Consider the following 22,547-nt stretch of genomic DNA (forward strand, 5'->3'; position numbering starts at 1 on the left):
TACTGGTGTTTCTTAACAAAGAAAATCGCTATCTCTTTGTTTTATAAAATCTAACGCGGCATACGTTGAGCGTGTTGCTGCTCCCAGGGATATTGCGTCTGGAATTAGTTTGCATTCACAGGAACATTGATTCAATCAAAATAAAACGATGTTTTAGTTATCTTCATCACATATTCCGCGCAAAAGTTCCCGGTCGCTCTGATTATTAAAAAAGCTGTGATCTTTTTGTGAAAGGATTAGGTGGTTTTTTTGCTAGCAGAATAATAGTGACCGCTGTGATTGTTGGTGCAATAAAGCGATTTATTCTTGTATTTAATTGTCATTAAATCGCAAGCATTACATGTAAAAAAGCTGACTAAGAATGACCTAATTTACGCATGTTGACGAAATGAAAAACTATATGTGAAGTTGATCACAAATTTAAACGCTGTTAGGGTAAAGAGGTCATTAACCGCCCAATCAGGCGTCAACAGGTTCGGTTGTACTGCGCGTTTCTCGTCAGTGTAAGTAAACCTGCTACGCTTGTTACAGGGAATGCGCCTGTGCATTCCCCGCTCGGTGATGACCCTGACGCATGGGCGTTAGGGGACTCGAACTGGAGCGTGACAGGGCTAAGTCTATGAGGACGAGTATGCTAAAAAGGAAAAAAATAAAACCGATAACGCTGCGCGACGTTACCATCATTGATGACGGTAAATTGCGGAAAGCCATTACCGCAGCGTCGTTAGGTAATGCGATGGAGTGGTTCGATTTTGGTGTTTATGGATTTGTTGCTTACGCATTAGGTAAAGTGTTCTTCCCGGGGGCTGACCCCAGCGTGCAGATGGTTGCTGCACTCGCCACCTTCTCTGTTCCCTTTCTGATTCGACCGCTTGGCGGATTGTTCTTCGGTATGCTCGGCGATAAATACGGTCGTCAGAAGATACTCGCTATCACCATCGTGATTATGTCGATCAGTACCTTCTGTATCGGTCTTATTCCCTCGTATGCCTCAATTGGTATCTGGGCACCGATTCTGCTGCTGCTGTGTAAGATGGCGCAGGGGTTCTCGGTCGGCGGAGAGTATACCGGGGCATCGATTTTTGTCGCAGAGTACTCGCCAGACCGTAAGCGCGGATTTATGGGCAGTTGGCTGGACTTCGGCTCGATTGCCGGGTTTGTGCTGGGCGCGGGCGTGGTGGTCCTGATCTCAACTATCGTCGGCGAGGATAACTTCCTTGAGTGGGGCTGGCGTATTCCGTTCTTCCTGGCGCTACCGTTAGGGCTGATTGGTCTGTACCTGCGCCATGCGCTGGAAGAGACGCCGGCGTTCCAGCAGCACGTGGATAAACTGGAGCAGGGCGATCGTCAGGGTCTGCAGGAAGGTCCTAAGGTCTCGTTTAAAGAGATTGCAACTAAGCACTGGCGCAGCCTGTTAGCATGTGTTGGTCTGGTGATTGCCACCAACGTCACCTACTACATGCTGCTCACCTATATGCCGAGCTATCTGTCGCATAACCTGCATTACTCTGAAGACCACGGCGTGTTGATTATTATCGCCATCATGATTGGTATGCTGTTTGTGCAGCCGATTATGGGGTTGCTCAGCGACCGTTTCGGGCGTCGTCCGTTTGTGATCATGGGCAGTATTGCGCTGTTTGTGCTGGCGATTCCGGCATTTATTCTGATTAACAGTAATGTTATCGGCCTGATTTTCGCCGGGTTGCTGATGTTGGCGGTGATCCTCAACTGCTTTACCGGGGTGATGGCGTCAACGTTACCGGCGATGTTCCCGACGCATATTCGCTACAGTGCGCTGGCCGCCGCGTTTAATATCTCGGTATTGATCGCCGGTCTGACTCCGACATTGGCCGCATGGCTGGTGGAAAGCTCGCAGAATCTGATGATGCCTGCTTATTATCTGATGGTGATTGCGGTAGTAGGTTTAATTACCGGCGTGACCATGAAAGAGACGGCTAATCAGCCGCTGAAAGGCGCGACACCTGCTGCTTCGGATATTCAGGAAGCGAAAGAGATCCTCGGCGAACACTACGATAACATTGAACAGAAAATCGAAGATATCGATCAGGAAATTGCTGAGCTACAGGTTAAGCGCACGCGTCTGGTGCAGCAGCATCCGCGTATTGAAGAGTAACGGTGTTATTGCCTGATGGCACTACGTTTATCAGGCCTACGGGCAGTGTTGTACTCAGTAGGCCGGATAAGGTGTCTTATGATATCAACTTAAGGTTGGCTTAATCTGTGTCAGGCAAACTCTCCTCCATAGTTTCGGAGGAGAGTGTCATGAAAACCCGTATTTATGAAAGTTTGACCACCGTGTGCAGTGTGCTGATTGTCAGCAGCTTTTTGTATGTGTGGGTGAGCTCTTACTGATCTTTCGCCAATTCCACCCATGCGCGAGTGCCGCTGGCTCCCTGGCGATTTTGCAGATAGAAATGCCCCTGATGTAACTGGGTGATACGACTGACAATGCTCAGCCCCAGCCCAATCCCACCAAAACGGCTGTCCATTCGGACGAATGCTTTACTTAACTCCCCGCATTTACTTTCATCAATGCCCGGCCCTTCATCTTCGACGGCCAGGACGGCATCATGCTCGGTGTTCAGGCTAATCGTAATATAGGTGCCTTCCGGGCTGTAACGATGCGCGTTTTCCACCAGATTTCGTAGCAGCATCCGCAACAGCGTAGCATCGCCACGCACGACAACGTCCGCCGCGCTTTGTGGCAGGAGCAGCGTCTGTTTACGTTGGTCCAGCATGGTGCTGAGTTCATCGTAGGAGGGCAGAATAACGTCCTCCAGCAGTTTGACATGCTGGTAGTTCCCGGCTGAAAACGACTGCCCGACGCGGGCGAGTTGCAGCAGTTGCGATACGCTGTCCATCATTTGATCAAGGCGGGCAATCAACGGCGTAACGTCGACCTTATGGGTTTTGGATAATAATTCCAGATGCAGGCGAACGCCTGACAGCGGTGTGCGCAGTTCGTGGGCGACATCGGCGGTAAATAAACGTTCGTTTTCAATAGTGCTGGTCAGCCGCGTTACCAGGTCATTGAGCGCTGAGACAACGGCCTGGATCTCAACGGTTGAGCTGTGAATTTCAATCGGGGCCAGGTTATCGGCTGCTCGCGCCTCTAACTCTTTTTGCAGATCTGCCAGCGGGCGGGTTATTCGTCGCACCGCCTGATAGCAAATCAGCAGCGCCAGGCTGACCATAAAGATGCCGGGGACAATCAGGCTGGCGATGGCCTCGCGGATCTCATGCATGATGTGGCGATCGTTATTACGATTTTCGCGTAACGCCTGTTCGAATAACTGTATTTGTTCGGTACTTTCGTGCCACAACCAGAAGGTGCTAATCAACTGAAAGACCAGCAGAATAAGACCAATCGTCAGCATTAAACGATGACGAAGCGGGAGTGGTTGTTTTAGATATTGCAGCAGCTTCACTTAGCTTTCCTCAGTGGCGACCAGCATATAGCCAAATCCCCTGACCGTGCGGATGCGTGATTTTCCGACTTTATCGCGCAGATTGTGAATGTGCACTTCCAGCGTGTTGGTAGACGGTTCGTTATCCCAGCTGTAGATGTCGTTATACAAAATTTCCCGGTGTACCGGGCTGCCCGCTTTGAGCATCAGGCGTGACAGGAGCGCGTATTCTTTCGGCGTTAAGATAACCTCTTGTCCGTCCATCCACACCTGGCGACGACCGATATTCAGCGTCAGATTGCTGACAATTAATTCACTTTCACCCTGATTGTTGTGGCGACGCAGAAGTGCCCGGATGCGGGCGTGCAGTTCTTCCAGTGCGAACGGTTTGACCAGATAGTCATCGGCACCCACATCCAGCCCGCTGACCCGGTCTTTGAGCGTGTCACGGGCGGTGAGGATCAGCACGGGGAGAGAGTATTTCTTCTGTCTGATGCGGGTCAGGAAGTGCAAACCGTCTTCATCCGGCAAGCCCAGGTCCAGCACAACCAGACTGTAATGTCCGGTCTCCAGACACTGCTCGGCTGCACGGGCGGTTGACACGCCATCACAGGCGTAGCCTTCTGTTTGTGCAGCGAGTATCAGTCCCTGTAGTAACAACGTGTCGTCTTCAACAATCAGAATTTTCATTCGTTTAGCCTCCCCGGCAGGGTTGCAGAATATCATCTGCCGCCTGATATTTCTGTGTTTGCACGCCCGTTAATCCCAGCAGAGTTGAGAAGAGATTATCCTGCGAGAAGTCTTCTGAGCTTGCCCGTTTTTGCAAACATGTCTGAGAGACCTGATAGCGTTGCTGATAATCCTCGGAGAGCCACAGCAGCATCGGCACATGTTTTTGCGTATCTGGTGCAATCGAATACGGCAGGCCGTGCAAATAGACGCCATTTTCCCCTAAGGATTCGCCGTGATCGGAAAGATACACCAGGCTGGTGGTGAAATTATCCTGATGCTCTTTCAGTATATTGATCGCTTTATCAACAATATAGTCAACGTAAAGAATGGTGTTGTCGTAAGTATTGACCAACTGTTGCTGCGAACAGGTCTGGATTTCGTTGGTATCGCAGGTTGGCGTAAATTTCTTAAACTGCGCAGGATAGCGGTTGTAATAGGTCGGACCGTGGCTGCCGATGGTATGCAGCACAATCACGCCGTCGCCTTGCAGGTTATTAATGTACTCTTCCAGCCCGTGGAACAGGACTTCATCGTAGCATTCACCGTCAATACACTGCCCAGGCAGGTTCAGCTTAGTCATATTCTGGTGTGGAACCCGATCACAGGCTCCTTTGCAGCCGCCGTCGTTATCGTTCCACAGAACGTTAATTCCCGCCCGCTGAATGATGTCGAGTACGCCTTCCTGATGCTGTGCCAGTTCTTCGTCGTAGTGCGCGCGTGGCATATCCGAGAACATGCAGGGTACTGATACTGCCGTTGCCGTTCCGCAGGATGTGGTGCGGGGGAAATAGACCACATCATCTTTTTCCAGCAGCGGGTTGGTCTGGCGCGAGTAGCCTGACAGCGAGAAGTTATCGCCGCGCGAGGTCTCGCCGAGAACCACAATCGTCAGGTTCTTACGCTTTTCTTTCACCATCAACGGATTGCGATGGGCATCTTCGCCAATGCGCACCAGCGGCAGGTGGGCCAGTCGCTGGTGTGAATACCAGGATGACGTCGCCACAATGCTGTTGGATGGACTGAGGGATTTCACCAGTTCTTTGTTGTTGCGAAACAGTGAGGCGTAATCTTTATAGAAGAATGCAGCAACCAGCACGATCAGCAGCGCGGAGATCAGAATGTTCGCGCCACGAAACAGTATGCTGCGCATGACTGGCGTGATCGGTTTAATTTTTACCCAGCAGGCAATGAGCGCGGCCAGAATGCCGCTCACCCCGAGCGTGATGAGCATTTGCGGCGTTAGCAAAGCAAAGGTTTCGGCGGGCGTAGTGTCCATCATATTGGCGATCATCGAGCGGTCGATGATGATGCCGTAAGTCATGATGAAATATTGGGCCGATGCGCCAACCAGAATGAAAATGCACGCCACCAGGCGATTAAGCCACAGGAATGAGGCCAGCGTCAGCACGATGTTCATGACGCTGAACGCGACCACCGGCATTGATAAAAACACCAGCACGTTACGCACAGAGTCCAGAGGCAGGTCTTGCAGCACTTGTTTATAGAACGCAATGTTCAGGAAGGTCGCAAGATAAAATGAGATCAGCAGGAGCCAGCTGATTAGCCCGAGAGTGGGCCTTTTAAACAAGAGCTTTAACATTAAGGGGGTTCCATCGACTAAGTGGCGCAAATCCTCTCAAAGTAAAGTTAAGCCAACCTTAAGTTCTTAATGTTGATTTCTCGAATATCAGCGAGGCAGCGGAGGCCCGATGAACTGACGCCATCGGGCAATGACGATTGCTTAAGTTAGTTATTGTTCACTGGTGCATCCAATGGATACGGGTTTTTATGGATCCGGTTGTAGTTCAGTGCGTACAGCGCGGTGATGATCATCAGCGTGACGAACGACCACATCACTTCTTTGGCGCCGGAACCGACAACCGCCCAGATGCAGTAGACAAAGGCGATAAAGGTCACCAGTAAGTACATCGGGCGTGCTTTACCAAAGTGGCCATGGCCGAGCAGCAGCAGCGCGGCGCAGGTATACAGATACGGCACCAGGGTGAAGATAACGGAGACCGAAGAGACCAGACCAAACTCTTTTGCTGCGTTCGGCGACATGCTGCTGAACTGGAAGATGGTCATCAGGATGCCGACGATAATTAACCCGGCCACTGGCGTACCGGCTTTGTTCACGCGGGCAAAAATCGGTGGGAACAGGCCGTCATCGGCTGCGGCTTTGGCGGTTTGCCCGGCAAGCAGCGTCCAGCCGCCCAGAGAACCAAGACACCCGGCAGCAGCACAGAAGGAAACTATCGCCCCAGCGGTGTCACCCAGCGCCATACGTGCGGCATCACCGAACGGGGAGGCTGATACACGCAGCGCCGCGTTAGGGATCATACCCATGATTGCGGTGGTGGAGAGCACGTAGCAAACAGCGGCAATCAGCACGCCGCCCATGGTAGCGATAGGTACGTTACGTTTGGGATTTTTAACCACGCCAGCCGCAACGGAGGCGCTTTCCACCCCGATAAATGACCACAAGGTGACGTTCAGAGTGCTTTGAATCGCGCCGAAGGTGTTCATCCCGCTGACGTTCCAGGCTGCCATATAGGTTTCACCGCGGAACCAGAACCAGCCGAAGACGGCAATCCCGACAATTGGCACCAGTGCCAGTACCGTTGCGACGGCCTGCACGCGGGTGATCATTTTCGGTCCGACAATGTTCAGTAATACGAAGATCCACAGCACTACGACGCAGGTCAGCGTCAGGACCAGCGGATCTTTTAAGATGGGGAAGAAGTAGCTCAGGTAACCGACGCCAATGACCACCATGGCGATGTTACCAATCCAGCAGGCCAGCCAGTACAGCACGTTGGTCTGGTAGCCCAAAAAAGGACCGAAGCAGCGGCGGGCGTAAGCATAAGAACCACCGGGACTGGAGTCTAAGGACGACATTTTGGCGTACACCATCGACAGTGCCAGAGCACCGATAATCGTGACCAACCATCCGTAGATTGCAATCCCGCCAGTTGACGCAAGGTTTGCGGGTAGCAGGAATACACCGGAACCCATAATATTCCCCGACACCATAAGGGTGACGGGGATTAAGCCCACTTTGTGAGCATCAGCATCCGTCGACATATTTTTTAACTCCTGATAAGGATAAATGACGCCTTATCATACCTCGTCAAAAGTCTATTTAATGATGACGGAGCTGGGGTATCGCTAATGCTGATATTATTATGGCTTATCGCTAACTGATTAAAAATCAGGCGGCGGATGGCTCCCTATGTTGACTCACATAATGCAGAGGCGTCATCCCATAGAACTCTTTGAATACGGAGATAAAGTATGAGGTACTGTTATATCCACACAGTTGAGAGACCTGAGAAATGTTTTTGCCGTCCATCAGTAATTGATTGACGGCATATCGCATGCGACATGTGGTAATTATTTGGCTGTAACTTGTATTTTCACTTTTGAGCTTTTTCTTTAACAAACTGGGACTCAGGCATAAGCAACTGGCAACCATGCTTAAATTCCAGTCTTTATGTATATCGCTCTCAATAATGTGATAAACGCTATCGCTGATACAGTTGCGCAGCATATACATGAGCAAAGAAATAAACTTTTTGCTGTCGAGAAAGCGTGATAACACCGTGAACAGTAGCGAGCGCGTACGCTCTCTTTCAGCTTCGTTCACTGTGTCCATTACGCTGTGTTGGGCTGCCACCCTGAAGACATCCGGCGTCAGACACGCGGCGGTCATCACTGGGCTGGCACTGCGTTGCCAGAGTGGGATCTGTGAAAGGTCTTTATTTAAAAAGCGCAGATAATCTTTAATGATATCGCGGCTGATATGTACGACCAATGCGTTATTAAGTGATGAGAAATCGATAATATTATTATCGCATGCCACCAGCGCCATATGATTAGCTTTTAAACTGATGGCTTCTTTACCGTTAATCCTTAACCAAACATCCTTCTCCGTTAATACAACAACACAAGCTTCTTTGCTGCAAAGCCTCATACCCAACTCCAGGAATATGAACATAAAACACCGTAGCTCAACATCAGATGAGCCAAATCGGCTAAATTGAAATTGTATGATGAAACCAGGACTGCAATAAAATAACGTGTCTGAAATTAATTACAATGTTTGGCGGGATTTTTCTTATGTACACATTTTTGTACGCAAGTGGAAAGGCGCTATTTGCGTATAAAAAAAGCGCGGGGTGGTCCCGCGCAAAAAGGTATGACAATGTTATTGTTTTGCAGCAATACTCAGGAATTACTCAAGCATGACATGTCTACCTTAAACATCGGACTATCTATAAAACGACATTATGCTTTCACGCACATAACGTGGTACACACCGTCAATAATTTCCGTTCCTTCGGTTTCATGTTCAAATCCAGGGAAGTGGTGGTCCCAGGACTGCAACGAACGTAGATAACTAATCTGCGGGCTATTGGCGTCGCCAAAGTTTTCCCCGGACAGCAGCATCGGAATTCCTGGTGGGTAAGGAATAACGGAATTCGCGGCTATACGACCCGGCAGATTTTCAATGGCCACCATCTCAACGTTATCGCTGACTATCGCGTTATAGGCTTCACGCGGGGTGATTTCAGCAACAGGCAGGCCGGAGTAGGCCGCGTTAAGACGTGCGCCAGGGTTGTTCTCTTTCAGCCAGGCGAACATGGTGTCGCCCAGATCGTGAATGCCCATGTTGGCGTAAGTGTCTGGATGTTCCTCAACCAGTTCTGGCATCACCTGTGCCAGCGGGGTATTGGCATCGTAATGGTGTTTGAAAGAGCACAACGTGTTGATCAGTGTGCCCCATTTCCCGCGGGTAATCCCCATGGAGAACAGGAACATAATCTGGAAATCGGTGGTACGGGTCGGCACGATGCCGTGGCGGCCAAGCCAGGCGGTGACCAGTGCAGCCGGTACGCCGTTCTCTTCCAGTTCACCATCGTCGCCCATCCCCGGAGCCAGAATGCTGACTTTGATCGGGTCCAGCATGCTCCAGTTATCCGGCAGGTCTTTAAATCCGTGCCAGGATTCACCCGGGCGCATTACCCAGCAGTTCTGGTCGGTGGTCAGGAGTTGAGTTGGCGCATCGGCAAAGTCATAGGTTTTGCCGGTCTGCGGATCGGTCACAATCTCTTTGTTCCACGGTTTGAAGAACCAGTCGCCTTCGGCGGTGAATTCTTTGTACAACCGCGCCATGGCCTGACGGAAATCGACCGCTTCGTCGATCACTTCCTGGGTGAGCGACAGGCCGCTGTTACCGTCCATCATGGAAACCGCCACGTCGTTTGAGGCGCAGATGGCATACAGCGGAGAGGTAGTGGCGTGCATCATGTACGCCTGGTTAAAGCGGGAGAAGTTCACGGCCCCACGACCTTCACGAACGTGAATGTAAGATGCCTGAGAAAGCGCATTCAGCAGTTTGTGGGTCGAGTGGGTGGCAAAAACGGTAGGACCGTTATGATCGCCCGGCGCGCCACGCATGGCGTAGTGATCGGCGTAAATTGGGTTGAAGCGAGCATAGCCGTACCAGGCCTCATCGAAGTGGATGCGATCGCTGGTTTGCGCGAGCAGGTCCTGGGCCTCTTTGGCGTTGTAGCAAACACCGTCGTAGGTACAGTTGGTCACAACGCTGTAAGACGGTTTTTGCCCGGCTTTACCCTTGGTCAGCGGGCTTTCGCTGATCTTTTTCTGCAATGTTTCAGGCTGCATTTCCTGCGGGTAGATAGGCCCGATAATGCCGTACCGGTTGCGGCTTGGCACCATGTACACCGGTTTTGCCCCGGTGAGGATAAGCCCCTGCTCGATGGATTTATGGCAGTTACGATCCAGCACCACGACGTCATCATCGGTCATACAAGCCTGCATGATGGTGCGGTTAGAGCCGGAAGTCCCGACCACCACGGACCAGGAGCGGTCAGCGCCAAACACGCGGGCGGCATATTTTTCGCTCTCGCCAAACGCGCCGGTATGATCCAGCAGCGAGCCGAGCGATGCACGTTCAATACCCATGTCACTACGGAATAAGTTTTCACCGTAGTAATCATGATAGAAACGACCGGCTGGCGTTTTGGTGAATCCGACGCCGCCCTGGTGCCCCGGTGCTGCCCAGGAGTATTCATGGATGTCGCCGTACTTCATCAGCGCGCTGAACAGCGGTGGCAGAAGTTGTTGGCGGTAGCGGGTCATTGCCGCAACGGCGCGACCGGCGATAAAGTCTGCGGTGTCTTCCAGAATCCAGGCGAATTCATCGACAAGCTCCAGCAGGTCGCGATCCAGCGATGCGGTGGCTTTTTCGCGATCGCCCAGCAGGAAAACGGGAACGTTTTGCTGGCGCTCGTGGAGCTTGCCGATCAATTGCCTGACGTTCAGGTGTTCGTCTTGTTGTTCCATTTGATAGCTGAACATCAGGCAATCAATGGCTTCATTGGCGGCGAGGATTGCGTAACCATCGTCGAATGAGGTGGACTTAATGACGGTAACATTTTGGCGGCTTAATGCGTCAGCCAGACGTTCGACAGCGCTACCGACCCAGGTGTCCTGATGCAGAAACTCACTTTCAACAATTAATACTTTCATCATCTTTTACCCGGTTGTGGAAAGGTTGCAATCTATGAATTGCAGACACACCGTATGAATGTGACGCAGGCAAGTATTATCCTGTCAAAATGGGCTGTAAAGCGGGTAAAAAATAGTCTAATTTGTGTTTAATTTGTTTTTAAACAGTAGGTTATGTTTGCTTGTTGGCGGTTTTTCACCGCCGTTTATCGACAGGGGGAATATTTTTTTGGCTGATACTGATATTGCCGAATGATATCAACCAGCGATTGTTTGCCGATGCTGCTGGCTCAGTTTGCGGTACTGCTGCGGCGACATGCCGACAAACTTGCTGAAGGTGTCATAAAAACGGCTGCTGGATCGGAATCCGGCAGTCAACGCAACGTCGAGAATGGTTTTATCGGTATCGCTAAGCAATGCGCGGACGTGATTGATCCGCATTGCCGTGATGTACTGCTTCAGGGTGAGTTGCATTACGCGTTGGAAAATCCCCATCGCGTAGTTAGCGTTGAGCTTCACGTGTTCCGCGACGTCGTTGATGGTGAGCGCCTGATCGTAGTTGTCGGCAATAAAGCTCAGCATTTGGCTGACGTAAAACTGGGCGTGCCGCGACACGCTGTTTTTGTGGGTCCGCGAGGTTTTATTGACCAGGATAGGCTGCCAGCCGGAAAGGCTAAACCGTTTGAGCATCAGACCAATTTCATCAATGGCGAGCTGGCGAATTTGTTCGTTCGGGTTGCTCAGTTCCTGTTGCCAGCGCTGAACCTCAAAGGTGCTCAACTGCTGCGACGCCAGCGATTTGATGACCATTCCATGGGTAACATGGTTGATCAGCTCGCGATCCAGCGGCCAGGAGAGGAAAAGGTGCATCGGTAAATTGAAGATAGCCATACTTTGGCAGCTACCCGGACGCGTGAGCTGATGCGGTGTACAGGCCCAGAATAGCGTGATGTGTCCCTGTTTTATCTGCACGACTTCATTGTTGATAAGGTATTCGACGTCACCATCAAACGGAACATTGATCTCCACCTGCCCATGCCAGTGGCTGGCAGGCATAGCATGCGGTGAGCGCAACTCGATATCCATCCGTTGATATTCTGAGTACAGCGATAGCGGGCTGCGGGTTTGTTCTTCATCGCTACTGCACATGTGCGGATCGGGAGGGAGAGGCGATGTCGGTAATGTACTCATGGTTGCTCCATTTCCTGAATTATCAGAATCATGTCATTTAACACGTATTAAGGCTGAGAATCAGGACACAAATTGGACCGTTACCATTGAGCATAGCGACATTTTGCGGCCGCATACTCTGCTTTTTGGGTAATTTTGTCCCATAAACTCAGATCCAATAGGGCGCAGAGTGATGATCTGAGTTTATGGGAATGCTCAGCAGGGAAGTCGGAGGTTTTCATCTATGCGCTGTGCCACCATGACTGTGTTCACTAATGTTCTGGAGAGTCATGATGTCTGCACCCAAAATTACCTTTATCGGCGCCGGTTCCACGATTTTCGTCAAAAATATTCTTGGGGACGTCTTTCACCGCGATGCGCTTAAATCTGCGCATATCGCCTTGATGGATCTCGATCCTACGCGTCTGGAAGAATCACACGTTGTTGTGCGCAAGTTGATGGATTCTGCGGGCGCGTCTGGACGAATCACCTGCTATACCGATCAAAAAGCGGCATTACAGGATGCCGATTTTGTGGTGGTCGCTTTCCAGATCGGCGGCTATGAACCCTGTACCGTTACCGATTTTACGGTGTGTAAACGCCATGGTCTGGAGCAGACGATTGCCGACACGCTGGGGCCGGGCGGCATTATGCGCGCGCTGCGCACCATCCCGCATTTATGGCAGATTTGTGAGGATATGACCGAAGTTTGTCCGCAGGCCACAATGCTTAACTACGTTAACCCGATGGCAATGAACACCTGGGCAATGTATGCGCGCTATCCGCATATTAAGCAGGTTGGGTTGTGTCATTCGGTGCAGGGGACGGCGGAGGAGTTGGCCCGCGATCTGAACATCGACCCTGCTTCTTTGCGCTATCGCAGTGCCGGGATCAACCATATGGCGTTTTATCTGGAGCTGGAGCGCAAAACGGCGGACGGTGCCTATGTGAATCTCTACCCGGAGCTGCTGGCGGCCTATGAATCCGGTCAGGCGCCGAAACCAAATATTCACGGAAATACCCGTTGCCAGAACATTGTGCGCTATGAAATGTTCAAAAAACTGGGGTATTTCGTCACCGAATCGTCGGAGCACTTCGCTGAATATACGCCGTGGTTTATCAAACCGGGGCGTGAAGATCTGATTGAGCGCTATAAGGTGCCATTGGATGAATATCCGAAACGTTGTGTGGAACAGTTGGCGAACTGGAAAAAAGAGCTGGAAGAGTACAAAACGGCTGAGCGGATCGACATTAAACCGTCGCGCGAATATGCCAGCACTATCATGAACGCTATCTGGACCGGTGAACCGAGCGTCGTGTATGGCAACGTTCGCAATGACAATCTGATCGATAACCTGCCGCAAGGCTGCTGCGTTGAGGTCGCTTGTCTGGTTGATGCGAATGGTATTCAGCCAACGAAAGTCGGGACTCTCCCGTCACATTTGGCGGCCATGATGCAAACCAATATCAATGTTCAGACCCTGCTAACGGAAGCCATCTTGACGGAGAATCGCGATCGCGTTTATCACGCGGCGATGATGGATCCGCATACCGCCGCGGTACTGGGGATTGAAGAGATTTATGCGCTGGTGGACGACCTGATCGCGTCTCACGGCGACTGGCTGCCGGCCTGGCTGCACCGTTAATACACAATCACGCCGGGCATTGTATCCGGCGTTTAACCTCTGACGTTTCCTCTTACAGAAGGCGGGCGCTGGTAACAGCGACCCGATACCCTATGAGCATATCTCTGACAACAAAACTCAGTTATGGATTTGGAGCGTTTGGTAAGGATTTCGCCATCGGTATTGTGTACATGTACCTGATGTATTACTACACCGACGTAGTGGGATTATCGGTGGGGCTGGTCGGAACGTTGTTCCTGGCGGCAAGGATCTGGGATGCGGTAAACGATCCCATCATGGGCTGGATTGTGAACGCCACCCGATCGCGCTGGGGAAAATTTAAACCCTGGATCTTGCTCGGTACGCTGGCGAACTCATTGGTGCTGTTTTTGCTTTTTAGCGCACATCTTTTTGAGGGTACTGCGCAGGTCGTATTTGTTTGCGTGACGTATATATTATGGGGAATGACCTACACCATTATGGATATTCCATTCTGGTCACTGGTGCCAACCATTACGCTGGATAAACGCGAGCGTGAACAACTGGTGCCGTACCCCCGTTTCTTCGCCAGCCTTTCTGGGTTTGTTACCGCAGGCGTGACGCTGCCTTTTGTGAGCTATGTTGGCGGAGCAGATCGTGGTTTTGGTTTTCAGATGTTTACACTAATTCTCATCGTGTTCTTTATCGTTTCCACCGTTGTGACGCTACGGAATGTGCATGAGGTTTATTCGTCAGACAGTGAGGCCACGGCAGACAGCAGTCGTCTTGGGTTGAAAGCGATCGTTGGGCTTATCTATAAAAATGACCAGCTATCCTGCCTGTTAGGTATGGCACTGGCTTACAATATTGCATCCAATATCATTGCTGGCTTTGCCATTTACTATTTTACCTACGTGATTGGTGATGCAAGTCTCTTCCCGTACTACATGTCTTACGCAGGTGCGGCAAACCTGTTGACGCTGATTTTCTTTCCTCGGCTGGTAAACGCGTTGTCACGACGGATCTTGTGGGCTGGGGCATCGGTGTTGCCGGTGCTTAGCTGTAGCGTACTACTGGTGATGGCGCTGGCAGATTTCCATAATATCTTACTGATTGTTATAGCGGGTGTTTTACTGAATATTGGTTCGGCGCTTTTCTGGGTGTTGCAGGTCATTATGGTGGCAGATACCGTTGATTACGGCGAATACAAACTTAATGTTCGTTGTGAAAGTATCGCTTATTCGGTGCAGACAATGGTGGTAAAAGGTGGGTCAGCATTTGCCGCTTTCTTTATCGCGTTGATACTCGGGGTGATTAATTACGCGCCAAATGTCGCGCAGTCTGCCGAAACCATCGTTGGCATGCAGTTTATTATGATAGCGCTACCCGCACTCTTTTTTGTGGTGACCTTAGTCCTGTATTTCCGCTTTTATCGACTGAATGGCGACACCCTGCGCAGGATCCAGATCCATTTACTGGATAAGTATCGCAAGGTGCCGCAGCACCATGAGCAACCGGATATCCCGGCTATTGCGGTAGTGGCTCCAGGCGATGTGAAGGCATAGCGATGGAATGGCATTCGTTGATTGGATATTTGGCGGCCAGCCTGACGACGCTCTCTTTCTTACCGCAAGCCATTAAGGTTATTACCACCCGCAACACCCAAGGCATCTCCGGTTTGATGTATGTGATGTTTGTGTGCGGGCTGGTTTTGTGGCTGATTTACGGATTATTGATTGAAGATACTGCCGTCAGCATGGCGAACTTTCTGACACTGTTGTTCGCCTTGCCGATTCTGGTTATCAAGTATCGCAGTAGGTAATGTAGATTGCCGGAGAAGCGTTAGCGCTCTCCGGCCATTTTCAACTGCCGATTGTGCCAGCCCGCCAGTGCGAGGACCGTTGTTAACGCACCGAGCAGGGCGCATAACATGTCCGACTGGGTATCCCACGGGTCACCCTGCGTGCCAAGGAAGTCATCCGCACCTTGTCCCATTGCCAGCGCAGCCCACCATTCGATGAGTTCATACATTGCGCTAATCGCCAGTGCTACGCAGCAGACCAAAAATGCCAGCATCTTACGACCACGGACAATATTGCCGCGCACTAAAATCTCTCTTGCCGTCAGGGCTGGTACCAGCCCCTGGAAGAAGTGGCCCAGCTTGTCATAGGGGTTTCGACTGAGATCCAGCCATTCCTGAACCTGAAAACCGACGGGGACTTTGGCGTAGGTATACATCCCGCCTACCATCAGAATGATGGCGTGCAAGAAAATCAACGTATAAAGCAGCGGCGTCAATGGGTACTGCTTCATGGTAGCCAGCAACAGCGGGACGACAATAATGACTGGCGTGACTTCCATCAGCCAGGTGATTTTCTCAGAGGCAGAGATACCGGTGTAGATAAGAATCAGCGCCAGGATCAATGCGCCGGTGCGCAAGATTGTGGGGTTCAGAGTGCGGAGCATTGCGAATTCACACGTAATGGAAAAGGTCACTATTCCCTGTGAACGGCAAAAATTCAATACCAGTAAATGGGGGGATAAAGTTGGCCCGGGGGGATCGCTGGACTGACGCCAAAAATTTAGTGCCAGTCCAGTGCCGGGCCGAATGGGTTACTTCGCGCAGTTAGCGCATTGTTTGCTGACGATTTGCTGGAAGAAATCGTTGCCTTTGTCATCGACCAGAATGAAAGCCGGGAAATCTTCTACTTCGATTTTCCAGATAGCTTCCATACCCAGCTCCGGGTATTCCACACATTCCAGATGCTTAATGCTCTGCTGCGCCAGTACCGCTGCCGGTCCACCAATGCTGCCCAAGTAGAAGCCGCCGTGTTTGTGGCAGGCGTCAGTCACCTGTTGGCTACGGTTACCTTTTGCCAGCATGATCATGCTGCCGCCGTGAGACTGTAACAGGTCAACGTAGGAGTCCATACGACCCGCGGTGGTTGGACCTAAAGAACCGGACGGGTAGCCTGCAGGTGTTTTGGCCGGACCCGCGTAGTAGATCGGATGATCTTTCACGTACTGCGGCAGACCTTCGCCGGACTCAATACGTTCTTTTAACTTCGCGTGGGCAATGTCACGACCAACAATGATAGTACCGCTCAGTGACAGACGAGTAGAAACCGGGTACTGAGAGAGCTGGGCGAGGATATCTTTCATTGGGCGGTTAAGGTCAACTTTAACCACTTCGCCTTCGCCCGCCTGGCGCAGAGATTCCGGAATGTACTGACCTGGGTTATGTTCCAGTTTTTCAATCCAGATCCCTTCGCGGTTGATCTTGGCCTTGATGTTACGGTCTGCAGAGCAAGAAACGCCCATACCAACCGGGCAGGACGCGCCGTGGCGAGGCAGGCGGATCACGCGGATATCATGTGCGAAGTATTTCCCGCCGAACTGAGCACCAAGGCCGAGTTTCTGCGCTTCTTCCAGCAGTTCTTGTTCCAGTTGCAGATCGCGGAACGCCTGGCCGTGAGCATTACCTTCAGTCGGTAGCGCGTCATAGTAGTGTGTGCTGGCCAGCTTCACCGTTTTGAGGGTGCTTTCCGCTGACGTACCACCAATAACGAATGCGATGTGATACGGCGGGCAAGCTGCGGTACCCAGCGTGCGCATTTTCTCAACCAGGAAGTTTTTCAGTTTGCCGGGAGTCAGCAGCGCTTTGGTTTCCTGATACAGATAGGTTTTGTTGGCTGAGCCGCCGCCTTTGGCCACGCACAGGAATTTGTATTCGTCGCCGTCCACGCTGTACAGATCGATCTGTGCGGGCAGGTTGGTGCCGGTATTTACTTCTTTGTACATATCCAGCGCCGCGTTTTGCGAGTAGCGCAGGTTATCTTCGATATAGGTATTAAATACGCCTTTGGAGAGCGCCGCTTCATCGCCGCCGCCGGTCCAAACACGCTGACCTTTTTTACCCATGATGATTGCCGTACCGGTGTCCTGGCAGGTTGGCAACACGCCTTTGGCTGCGATTTCGGAGTTTCTCAGGAACTGCAGCGCCACGTACTTATCGTTTTCGCTGGCTTCGGGATCATGGAGAATTGAGGCGACTTGCTGTTGGTGTTCTGGGCGGAGCATGAAGGAGGCATCGTGGAAGGCTTGCTGGGCCAGTAGCGTAAGTGCTTCAGGGGCTACTTTCAGGATTGTTTCGCCTTCAAACTCGCCGACGCTGACGTGATCGGATGTCAGCAGGTAGTACTCAGTTTTGTCTTCCCCCAGTGGGAAAGCCGCCTGGTAAGTGAATTCAACTTTTGACATTTGCTTCCAGCCTTTTCATTTTTCTCAGGAATTTTAAAATTCTCTGTGTCTTCATGGTGGCGTGCCGTACCAACGTGGACGGCACGCGAACTGTGATTACAGGAAACCGTACATTGCGGCGAAGATCCAACCAAAGACACAGGATACGCTTACGCCGATCAAGCCAGGCAGAATGAAGCTGTGGTTGATAACGAAGCGGCCGATGTGGGTGGTGCCGGAACGGTCAAACTGGATTGCAGCCAGATCGCTCGGGTAGGTCGGCAGAATGTAGTAACCGTAACATGCCGGAGCAGAAGCCACGATGTACGCGGGATCAACCCCGATTGCCAGCGCGACCGGAACAATCGCTGCCAGCGCCGCTGCCTGGGAGTTTACAAATTTGGATACCAGCAGCAGAACAATTGCATAGGCCCACGGATACTCTTTCACCATATTGCCCAGCACACCTTCGATTTCTGTCATGTGCGCGCCGAACATTGTTTCGGCCATCCAGGCAATACCGTACACCGCCACAATCGCGATCATACCGGAACGGAAGACTTCGTTTTTAGATATTGAAGCGGGATTGGTCTTCGTCAGGATAATAATCAGCGCACCGGTCAGCAGCATGAACATCTGGATAACCAGCACCATTGACAGCGGTTTGCCGCTAAAGGTAGGACGCAACTCAGAGAACGCGCCAAGCACGGCAACCACGGCAATAGCGGCCAGGAAGATCCACATGGCCAACCAGTTGCTTTTCGGCAGCTTTTTGTCTAACAGCGTGGCGGTATCGCCATACACATAGTTATGGTTTTCAGGTACGGAAATGAACTTCTGGAACTCTTCATCTTTATCCAGATCCTTACCACGGAACCAGCTGAAGATACCGATCGCCAGGATACCCAACAGGGTAGACGGGATGGTGATGCTGAGCAGGTCGAGGAATTCGAGATGCTTGCCTTCAAACGTTACGTTACCCAGCATTGCCACCAGCGACACAACGGCTACAGAAACCGGGCTGGCGATAATCCCCATCTGTGCACCGATAGAACTCGCCGCCATCGGACGTTCCGGGCGAATATTGTTCTTAATGGCAACGTCATAAATGATTGGCAGGATGGTGTATACCACGTGCCCTGTACCGCAGAGAATCGTCAGGGTGCAGGTAACGAAAGGTGCGACGATGGAAACGTATTTTGGGTTACGGCGCAGCAGCTTTTCAGCGATTTGCAGCATAACGTCAAGGCCGCCGGAGGCTTGCAAGGTTGCCGATGCGGCCACCACGGCAATAATAACCAGCATTACATCTACAGGTGGTTTACCCGGCTGGAGATGGAAAACGAAAACCAGAATGACCAGGCCGATACCGCCTAATAAACCCAGCGCGATACCGCCCTTTCTGGCACCATAAAACAAACATATTAATATTATGAGAAGTTGTATACTAAATAACATTTTATTTACCCTCGCGAAAAACCCAGTCAATTTTTGAAAAAATGGATCGGTGCCACATTCTTTTTTGCCAGAATAAGCATCAAAAAATGGTCAGTATTCGATATGTCCGTATTTGCGATTAATGTTCAAATGTCTTGCTAGAATGTTTTTTCAAATTTATGGAAATATTTAGCTTTTTTCTGTGGCTTTGATCAGAGGAGAAAATCCTCAGGCGATGGGAAGCAGAGCTGGGCATGGAAAGCTGCGGTTGACGCTGTAATTTATCTGTTTTGCGTTTTCCGCTATTACTTGAACCACCGACAGAATGGGTGAGTAGATTATTTATGTGATCACGGTCACGCCATCTCATAATGTGATGAGGTCGGCGTGCGGATACTTTTATTTGCTCACAAAAATGTACGGTGTCCATGGTACGTAGCATGGTCTCCATTGCTACCAGTCTAGATTTTTTATGTCTGGTTAATTTCAGACTAATCCTTTATGGGTAAAAATACACACTCTGCGAGTTAGATAATACTTAATTAACTTTTGTTAGCGATTTTGAAATTAAAAACAGTGTGATGGTTGTCAATATTAAAATAATACATTTAACATGCCGGATACAAATATATTTGATCTAACGCAAATTTATAATTTTACAGTGCCAGCTGGTGAAATTGGGATTTTTCATTATTTTAATAATTGTTACTTTCAAATAACAAATAATCCCAAGTGTATTTATTGGCAATATTGTTTAAGCAATGAGTAGTGTTCAGCCTGCACGCGATAACGATAAACAGGTCTGCCGGTCACGCCATAATGGATGCTGGTAAATAAGATGTGACAATTGACGAGCCAGATAAGGTATTTACGGCAAGAGACGCGCGAGATATTGACCTCGTTGGCCAGCTCATCCGTGGAGAACTCCTGATCCTGGTGCTCATCAATCCACTGACACAGCGTGCGTAACGTTTGTGGCGTTAACCCTTTAGGTAAGCGCCGTGCTTCCTGTTCATTGGAAGAGCTGCCGTGAATCAGCTGGTCAAGCTCAGACTGTTCATAGTACTGATGCTTGTCCATTTCATTTTTCTTGTGCAGCCAGCCGGTGAGCGCCTCTTCAAACCGGGAAGCCTGGAAAGGTTTGATCAGGTAGTCAACAACACCGTAGTGAAGTGAATCTTTGATGGTGGTGGCATCAGCGGCGGAAGAGATGACGATGACATCACACTTGCAACCTTCGCTGTGCAGAACCGGTAGCAGGTCCAGACCGTTTTCTTTTTGCATATAAATATCTAGCAAAATCAGATCGATATGATGACCGCTATGAAAGATTATCTCTTTTGCTTTCTCCAGCGTGGAGGCTGTGCCGCAGCAGTGAAAACCGGAGAGTTGTGCGACATAACGGCGGTTTAATTCCGCTACCATTGCATCGTCATCGACAATTAAGACATTGATCATCTGCTGGCCCTCTCACCATTCCACGGTAACTGTACAAAAAATTGGGTGAAGATCCCTGGTTCAGACTCGACGGAAATATTACCGCCAACGTTTTCAACCTGTTGTTTAACAAGCGCTAAACCAACGCCCCGTTCGGTTCCTTTTGACGAAACGCCCTTCTCAAAGATGTGCTCAATGTTTTCGGGGGCAATCCCCGGACCATCGTCATTCACTTCGCAATGCAACCAGCCGTGTCGATAATGCAAGGATACGCTGATCTCACCACCAGGTTCTTGACCTAGCGCCTCCAGGGCGTTTTCAATCAGATTCCCCAGAACGGTAATCAGTACCGCCACCTGATCTTCGTTGCTATTTTCCGGTAACTGGCTTTCATTGCTAATGACCAGACTATGGCCTAAATCAGATGTGCGATTAATCTTACTGAGTAAAAATCCTGCGATCACCGGTGATTTTATTTTTCCTAACAGTGAGCCAATTTCTTCCTGATAATTGTTTGCGGTCTTCAGGATGTAATTTTCAAGCTGCTTATAACTTTTCAGATGCAATAATCCCAGAATCACGTGCAATTTATTCATGAATTCGTGGGATCGTTCACGAAGTGCGTCGGCATAGTTGACCATACCATCCAGACGTTGCATTAGTTTTCGGACTTCAGTCTTATCTCTGAAGGTTGAAATGGCACCGATGATTTTACCGTTGCTGAGTACCGGGACCGTGTTAATTAAGAGTAGCCGATCCTTCACCATGATCTCTTCATCGCGGCGCGGCGTACCGTCATGTAGTACCTGTGAAAAATCGACCACCTGTGACCACGCATGGCTGAGTGTGGAGAGCTGGGCATCATCTTGTGATTTGTGATAATCCAGCAGCTCCTGCGCCGCCTGGTTAATCAGGGTCACTTCACCGCATTCGTCAACGGCAATAACACCTTCCTTTATAGAGTGCAGCATCGCCTGGCGTTGTTCGAACAGATTGGAGATTTCATAAGGCTCCAGGCCAAACAGAATGCGCTTGAGGACTTTGACAAATACCCATGTGCCGAGCAGTCCAACCAGCACGCCAAATAAGATTGACCAGATGATGCTGCCGCGGCTGTTATTGATCTGCTCAGTCACCCGGCTTAGCTCAAGGCCGATCGACACCACGCCAATCTGCCGATGATGTTCGTCATAGATAGGAGTAAATACACGTAGAGCTTTAGCCAGGAATCCGCGATTAATGGCGACATTCTCTTTACCCTGCAGGGCCAGCAATATGTCATCACCTTTAAATGGCTGACCGATTCGCTGCGCTTCGGGATGGGAGTAACGAATGCTTTGCATATCAGTGACGACGATAAACAAAAAGTCGTTGCTCTTATTCACCGCCTGGGCAATCGCCTGAATGCCGCTTTCCTCGGGCTTTTTCATTAGTCCCTGGCGGATCTCCGGAGAGTTGGCTAGCGTTCGCGCGACCGCAAGAGCTTTACTCGCTAATGCATCGCGCGTCATGTTGCTGATCTGCGAGAAATAAATCAGATGAACGACAAGCAGCACGGAGAAGAGTACTGCACTAACCATGAGGATCACGGTGGTGCCAAGCTTCATCGGGCGTTTACGTATAGCAGTACGTTGCAGGGAGTATCTCATCACGGTCCTGAAATCACGGTTTGTGCGGGTATTATTGCCTGATGGGGTGCGTAATTCAAAGGTGGTAGGGATTATGGCGCTTAAGTTGTCAGTCCTTCTTCTTTATATAGCGTAGAGTGAATTTCTTTCTATATAGAGGTTTTCATACCGATTCTCTCCCTTTTTAGGGACGCTTACAGATAATTTCCTTACGATTGTGGATAACTCTGTGCGTAAATGGGTATAAGGCGGGGTTTTGCTGTGGAATGCAGCAGTCAGTCATTTTTCTGTCATTTAAGGGTTGCGGGCCGCAGGAAACTCCCTATAATGCGCCTCCA

The 22,547-nt window shown here is 50.4% G+C and carries 17 protein-coding genes; 5 read left to right on the forward strand and 12 right to left on the reverse strand.

The genetic code is table 11. From position 1 onward, the window contains the following. Positions 1-631: 631 nt before the first annotated feature. Together proP and pmrR are read left to right on the forward strand one after the other, a co-directional pair. Entirely contained in the window at positions 632-2,134 is a 1,503-nt protein-coding gene (proP, locus tag OGY67_RS15705) for a glycine betaine/L-proline transporter ProP (protein WP_003826737.1), read from the forward strand. 149 nt (positions 2,135-2,283) lie between these two features. Beyond that, positions 2,284-2,373: an LpxT activity modulator PmrR gene (pmrR, locus tag OGY67_RS15710; protein WP_003826741.1), complete on the forward strand. Its 90-nt coding sequence runs from the start codon at positions 2,284-2,286 to the stop codon at positions 2,371-2,373. Here the strand turns inward: pmrR and pmrB are convergent. The 7 genes from pmrB to melR form a co-directional block, all read right to left on the reverse strand. Next, the gene (gene pmrB / locus OGY67_RS15715; protein ID WP_286574135.1) at positions 2,367-3,449 is read right to left on the reverse strand and encodes a two-component system sensor histidine kinase PmrB; all 1,083 of its coding nucleotides are present in this window, start codon (positions 3,447-3,449) and stop codon (positions 2,367-2,369) included. The genes pmrR and pmrB overlap by 7 nt on opposite strands. Beyond that, entirely contained in the window at positions 3,450-4,118 is a 669-nt protein-coding gene (gene pmrA / locus OGY67_RS15720) for a two-component system response regulator PmrA (protein ID WP_008786966.1), read from the reverse strand. Between the two features lie 4 nt (positions 4,119-4,122). After that, positions 4,123-5,760 carry a phosphoethanolamine transferase EptA gene (gene eptA / locus OGY67_RS15725; RefSeq protein WP_048236317.1) on the reverse strand — a complete coding sequence of 546 codons (1,638 nt, stop codon included), beginning with the start codon at positions 5,758-5,760 and terminating at the stop codon, positions 4,123-4,125. Positions 5,761-5,906: 146 nt separating this feature from the next. Beyond that, positions 5,907-7,244, reverse strand: coding sequence for an arginine/agmatine antiporter (gene adiC / locus OGY67_RS15730; protein ID WP_003031853.1), 1,338 nt, complete (start codon positions 7,242-7,244; stop codon positions 5,907-5,909). Positions 7,245-7,371: 127 nt separating this feature from the next. Then, complete coding sequence (locus tag OGY67_RS15735) at positions 7,372-8,133, reverse strand: AraC family transcriptional regulator (RefSeq protein ID WP_008786968.1); 762 nt, start codon at positions 8,131-8,133, stop codon at positions 7,372-7,374. A 314-nt stretch (positions 8,134-8,447) separates the two neighbouring features. Continuing rightward, on the reverse strand, positions 8,448-10,715 hold the full coding sequence (adiA, locus tag OGY67_RS15740; RefSeq protein WP_020996085.1) for an arginine decarboxylase: 2,268 nt from the start codon (positions 10,713-10,715) through the stop codon (positions 8,448-8,450). A 237-nt stretch (positions 10,716-10,952) separates the two neighbouring features. After that, on the reverse strand, positions 10,953-11,885 hold the full coding sequence (melR, locus tag OGY67_RS15745; RefSeq protein ID WP_003826756.1) for a transcriptional regulator MelR: 933 nt from the start codon (positions 11,883-11,885) through the stop codon (positions 10,953-10,955). Between the two features lie 269 nt (positions 11,886-12,154). Between melR and melA the strand changes: the two genes are divergently transcribed. From melA to OGY67_RS15760, 3 genes are all read left to right on the forward strand, one after another. Beyond that, positions 12,155-13,510 (forward strand): alpha-galactosidase, encoded by a 1,356-nt coding sequence (melA, locus tag OGY67_RS15750; protein WP_008786970.1) that lies wholly within the window; start codon positions 12,155-12,157, stop codon positions 13,508-13,510. A 92-nt stretch (positions 13,511-13,602) separates the two neighbouring features. Next, the gene (melB, locus tag OGY67_RS15755; protein WP_286574137.1) at positions 13,603-15,033 is read left to right on the forward strand and encodes a melibiose:sodium transporter MelB; all 1,431 of its coding nucleotides are present in this window, start codon (positions 13,603-13,605) and stop codon (positions 15,031-15,033) included. 2 nt (positions 15,034-15,035) lie between these two features. Beyond that, positions 15,036-15,290 (forward strand): SemiSWEET transporter, encoded by a 255-nt coding sequence (locus OGY67_RS15760; RefSeq protein ID WP_032942140.1) that lies wholly within the window; start codon positions 15,036-15,038, stop codon positions 15,288-15,290. Between the two features lie 20 nt (positions 15,291-15,310). On the opposite strand, the gene OGY67_RS15765 is transcribed toward OGY67_RS15760, so the two are convergent. The 5 genes from OGY67_RS15765 to OGY67_RS15785 all read right to left on the reverse strand — a co-directional run bounded on the left by OGY67_RS15765 (position 15,311) and on the right by OGY67_RS15785 (position 22,230). Next, positions 15,311-15,934 (reverse strand): DUF2238 domain-containing protein, encoded by a 624-nt coding sequence (locus OGY67_RS15765; RefSeq protein WP_267454702.1) that lies wholly within the window; start codon positions 15,932-15,934, stop codon positions 15,311-15,313. A gap of 147 nt (positions 15,935-16,081) precedes the next feature. Next, the gene (fumA, locus tag OGY67_RS15770; protein ID WP_286574142.1) at positions 16,082-17,728 is read right to left on the reverse strand and encodes a class I fumarate hydratase FumA; all 1,647 of its coding nucleotides are present in this window, start codon (positions 17,726-17,728) and stop codon (positions 16,082-16,084) included. Between the two features lie 96 nt (positions 17,729-17,824). Continuing rightward, on the reverse strand, positions 17,825-19,165 hold the full coding sequence (dcuB, locus tag OGY67_RS15775; RefSeq protein ID WP_003031873.1) for an anaerobic C4-dicarboxylate transporter DcuB: 1,341 nt from the start codon (positions 19,163-19,165) through the stop codon (positions 17,825-17,827). Between the two features lie 717 nt (positions 19,166-19,882). Continuing rightward, positions 19,883-20,602 (reverse strand): two-component system response regulator DcuR, encoded by a 720-nt coding sequence (gene dcuR / locus OGY67_RS15780; protein WP_008786975.1) that lies wholly within the window; start codon positions 20,600-20,602, stop codon positions 19,883-19,885. Continuing rightward, a complete protein-coding gene (locus OGY67_RS15785; protein ID WP_003826772.1) occupies positions 20,599-22,230 on the reverse strand; it encodes a sensor histidine kinase in 1,632 nt (543 codons plus the stop codon). Before OGY67_RS15785 ends, dcuR begins: the two co-directional genes overlap by 4 nt. Between the last annotated feature and the right edge of the window lie 317 nt (positions 22,231-22,547).

The sequence above is a fragment of the Citrobacter sp. Cpo015 genome, assembly GCF_030333035.1.
Classification (GTDB): Bacteria; Pseudomonadota; Gammaproteobacteria; order Enterobacterales; family Enterobacteriaceae; genus Citrobacter; species Citrobacter portucalensis.

What these genes read in the sequence shown, in the direction of transcription:
- proP (WP_003826737.1), top strand. Translation starts at nt 632, where the DNA reads ATGCTAAAAAGGAAAAAAATAAAACCGATAACGCTGCGCGACGTTACC.
- pmrR (WP_003826741.1), top strand. Translation starts at nt 2,284, where the DNA reads ATGAAAACCCGTATTTATGAAAGTTTGACCACCGTGTGCAGTGTGCTG.
- pmrA (WP_008786966.1), bottom strand. Translation starts at nt 4,118, where the DNA reads ATGAAAATTCTGATTGTTGAAGACGACACGTTGTTACTACAGGGACTG.
- eptA (WP_048236317.1), bottom strand. Translation starts at nt 5,760, where the DNA reads ATGTTAAAGCTCTTGTTTAAAAGGCCCACTCTCGGGCTAATCAGCTGG.
- adiC (WP_003031853.1), bottom strand. Translation starts at nt 7,244, where the DNA reads ATGTCGACGGATGCTGATGCTCACAAAGTGGGCTTAATCCCCGTCACC.
- OGY67_RS15735 (WP_008786968.1), bottom strand. Translation starts at nt 8,133, where the DNA reads ATGAGGCTTTGCAGCAAAGAAGCTTGTGTTGTTGTATTAACGGAGAAG.
- adiA (WP_020996085.1), bottom strand. Translation starts at nt 10,715, where the DNA reads ATGAAAGTATTAATTGTTGAAAGTGAGTTTCTGCATCAGGACACCTGG.
- melR (WP_003826756.1), bottom strand. Translation starts at nt 11,885, where the DNA reads ATGAGTACATTACCGACATCGCCTCTCCCTCCCGATCCGCACATGTGC.
- melA (WP_008786970.1), top strand. Translation starts at nt 12,155, where the DNA reads ATGATGTCTGCACCCAAAATTACCTTTATCGGCGCCGGTTCCACGATT.
- melB (WP_286574137.1), top strand. Translation starts at nt 13,603, where the DNA reads ATGAGCATATCTCTGACAACAAAACTCAGTTATGGATTTGGAGCGTTT.
- OGY67_RS15760 (WP_032942140.1), top strand. Translation starts at nt 15,036, where the DNA reads ATGGAATGGCATTCGTTGATTGGATATTTGGCGGCCAGCCTGACGACG.
- OGY67_RS15765 (WP_267454702.1), bottom strand. Translation starts at nt 15,934, where the DNA reads ATGCTCCGCACTCTGAACCCCACAATCTTGCGCACCGGCGCATTGATC.
- fumA (WP_286574142.1), bottom strand. Translation starts at nt 17,728, where the DNA reads ATGTCAAAAGTTGAATTCACTTACCAGGCGGCTTTCCCACTGGGGGAA.
- dcuB (WP_003031873.1), bottom strand. Translation starts at nt 19,165, where the DNA reads ATGTTATTTAGTATACAACTTCTCATAATATTAATATGTTTGTTTTAT.
- dcuR (WP_008786975.1), bottom strand. Translation starts at nt 20,602, where the DNA reads ATGATCAATGTCTTAATTGTCGATGACGATGCAATGGTAGCGGAATTA.
- OGY67_RS15785 (WP_003826772.1), bottom strand. Translation starts at nt 22,230, where the DNA reads ATGAGATACTCCCTGCAACGTACTGCTATACGTAAACGCCCGATGAAG.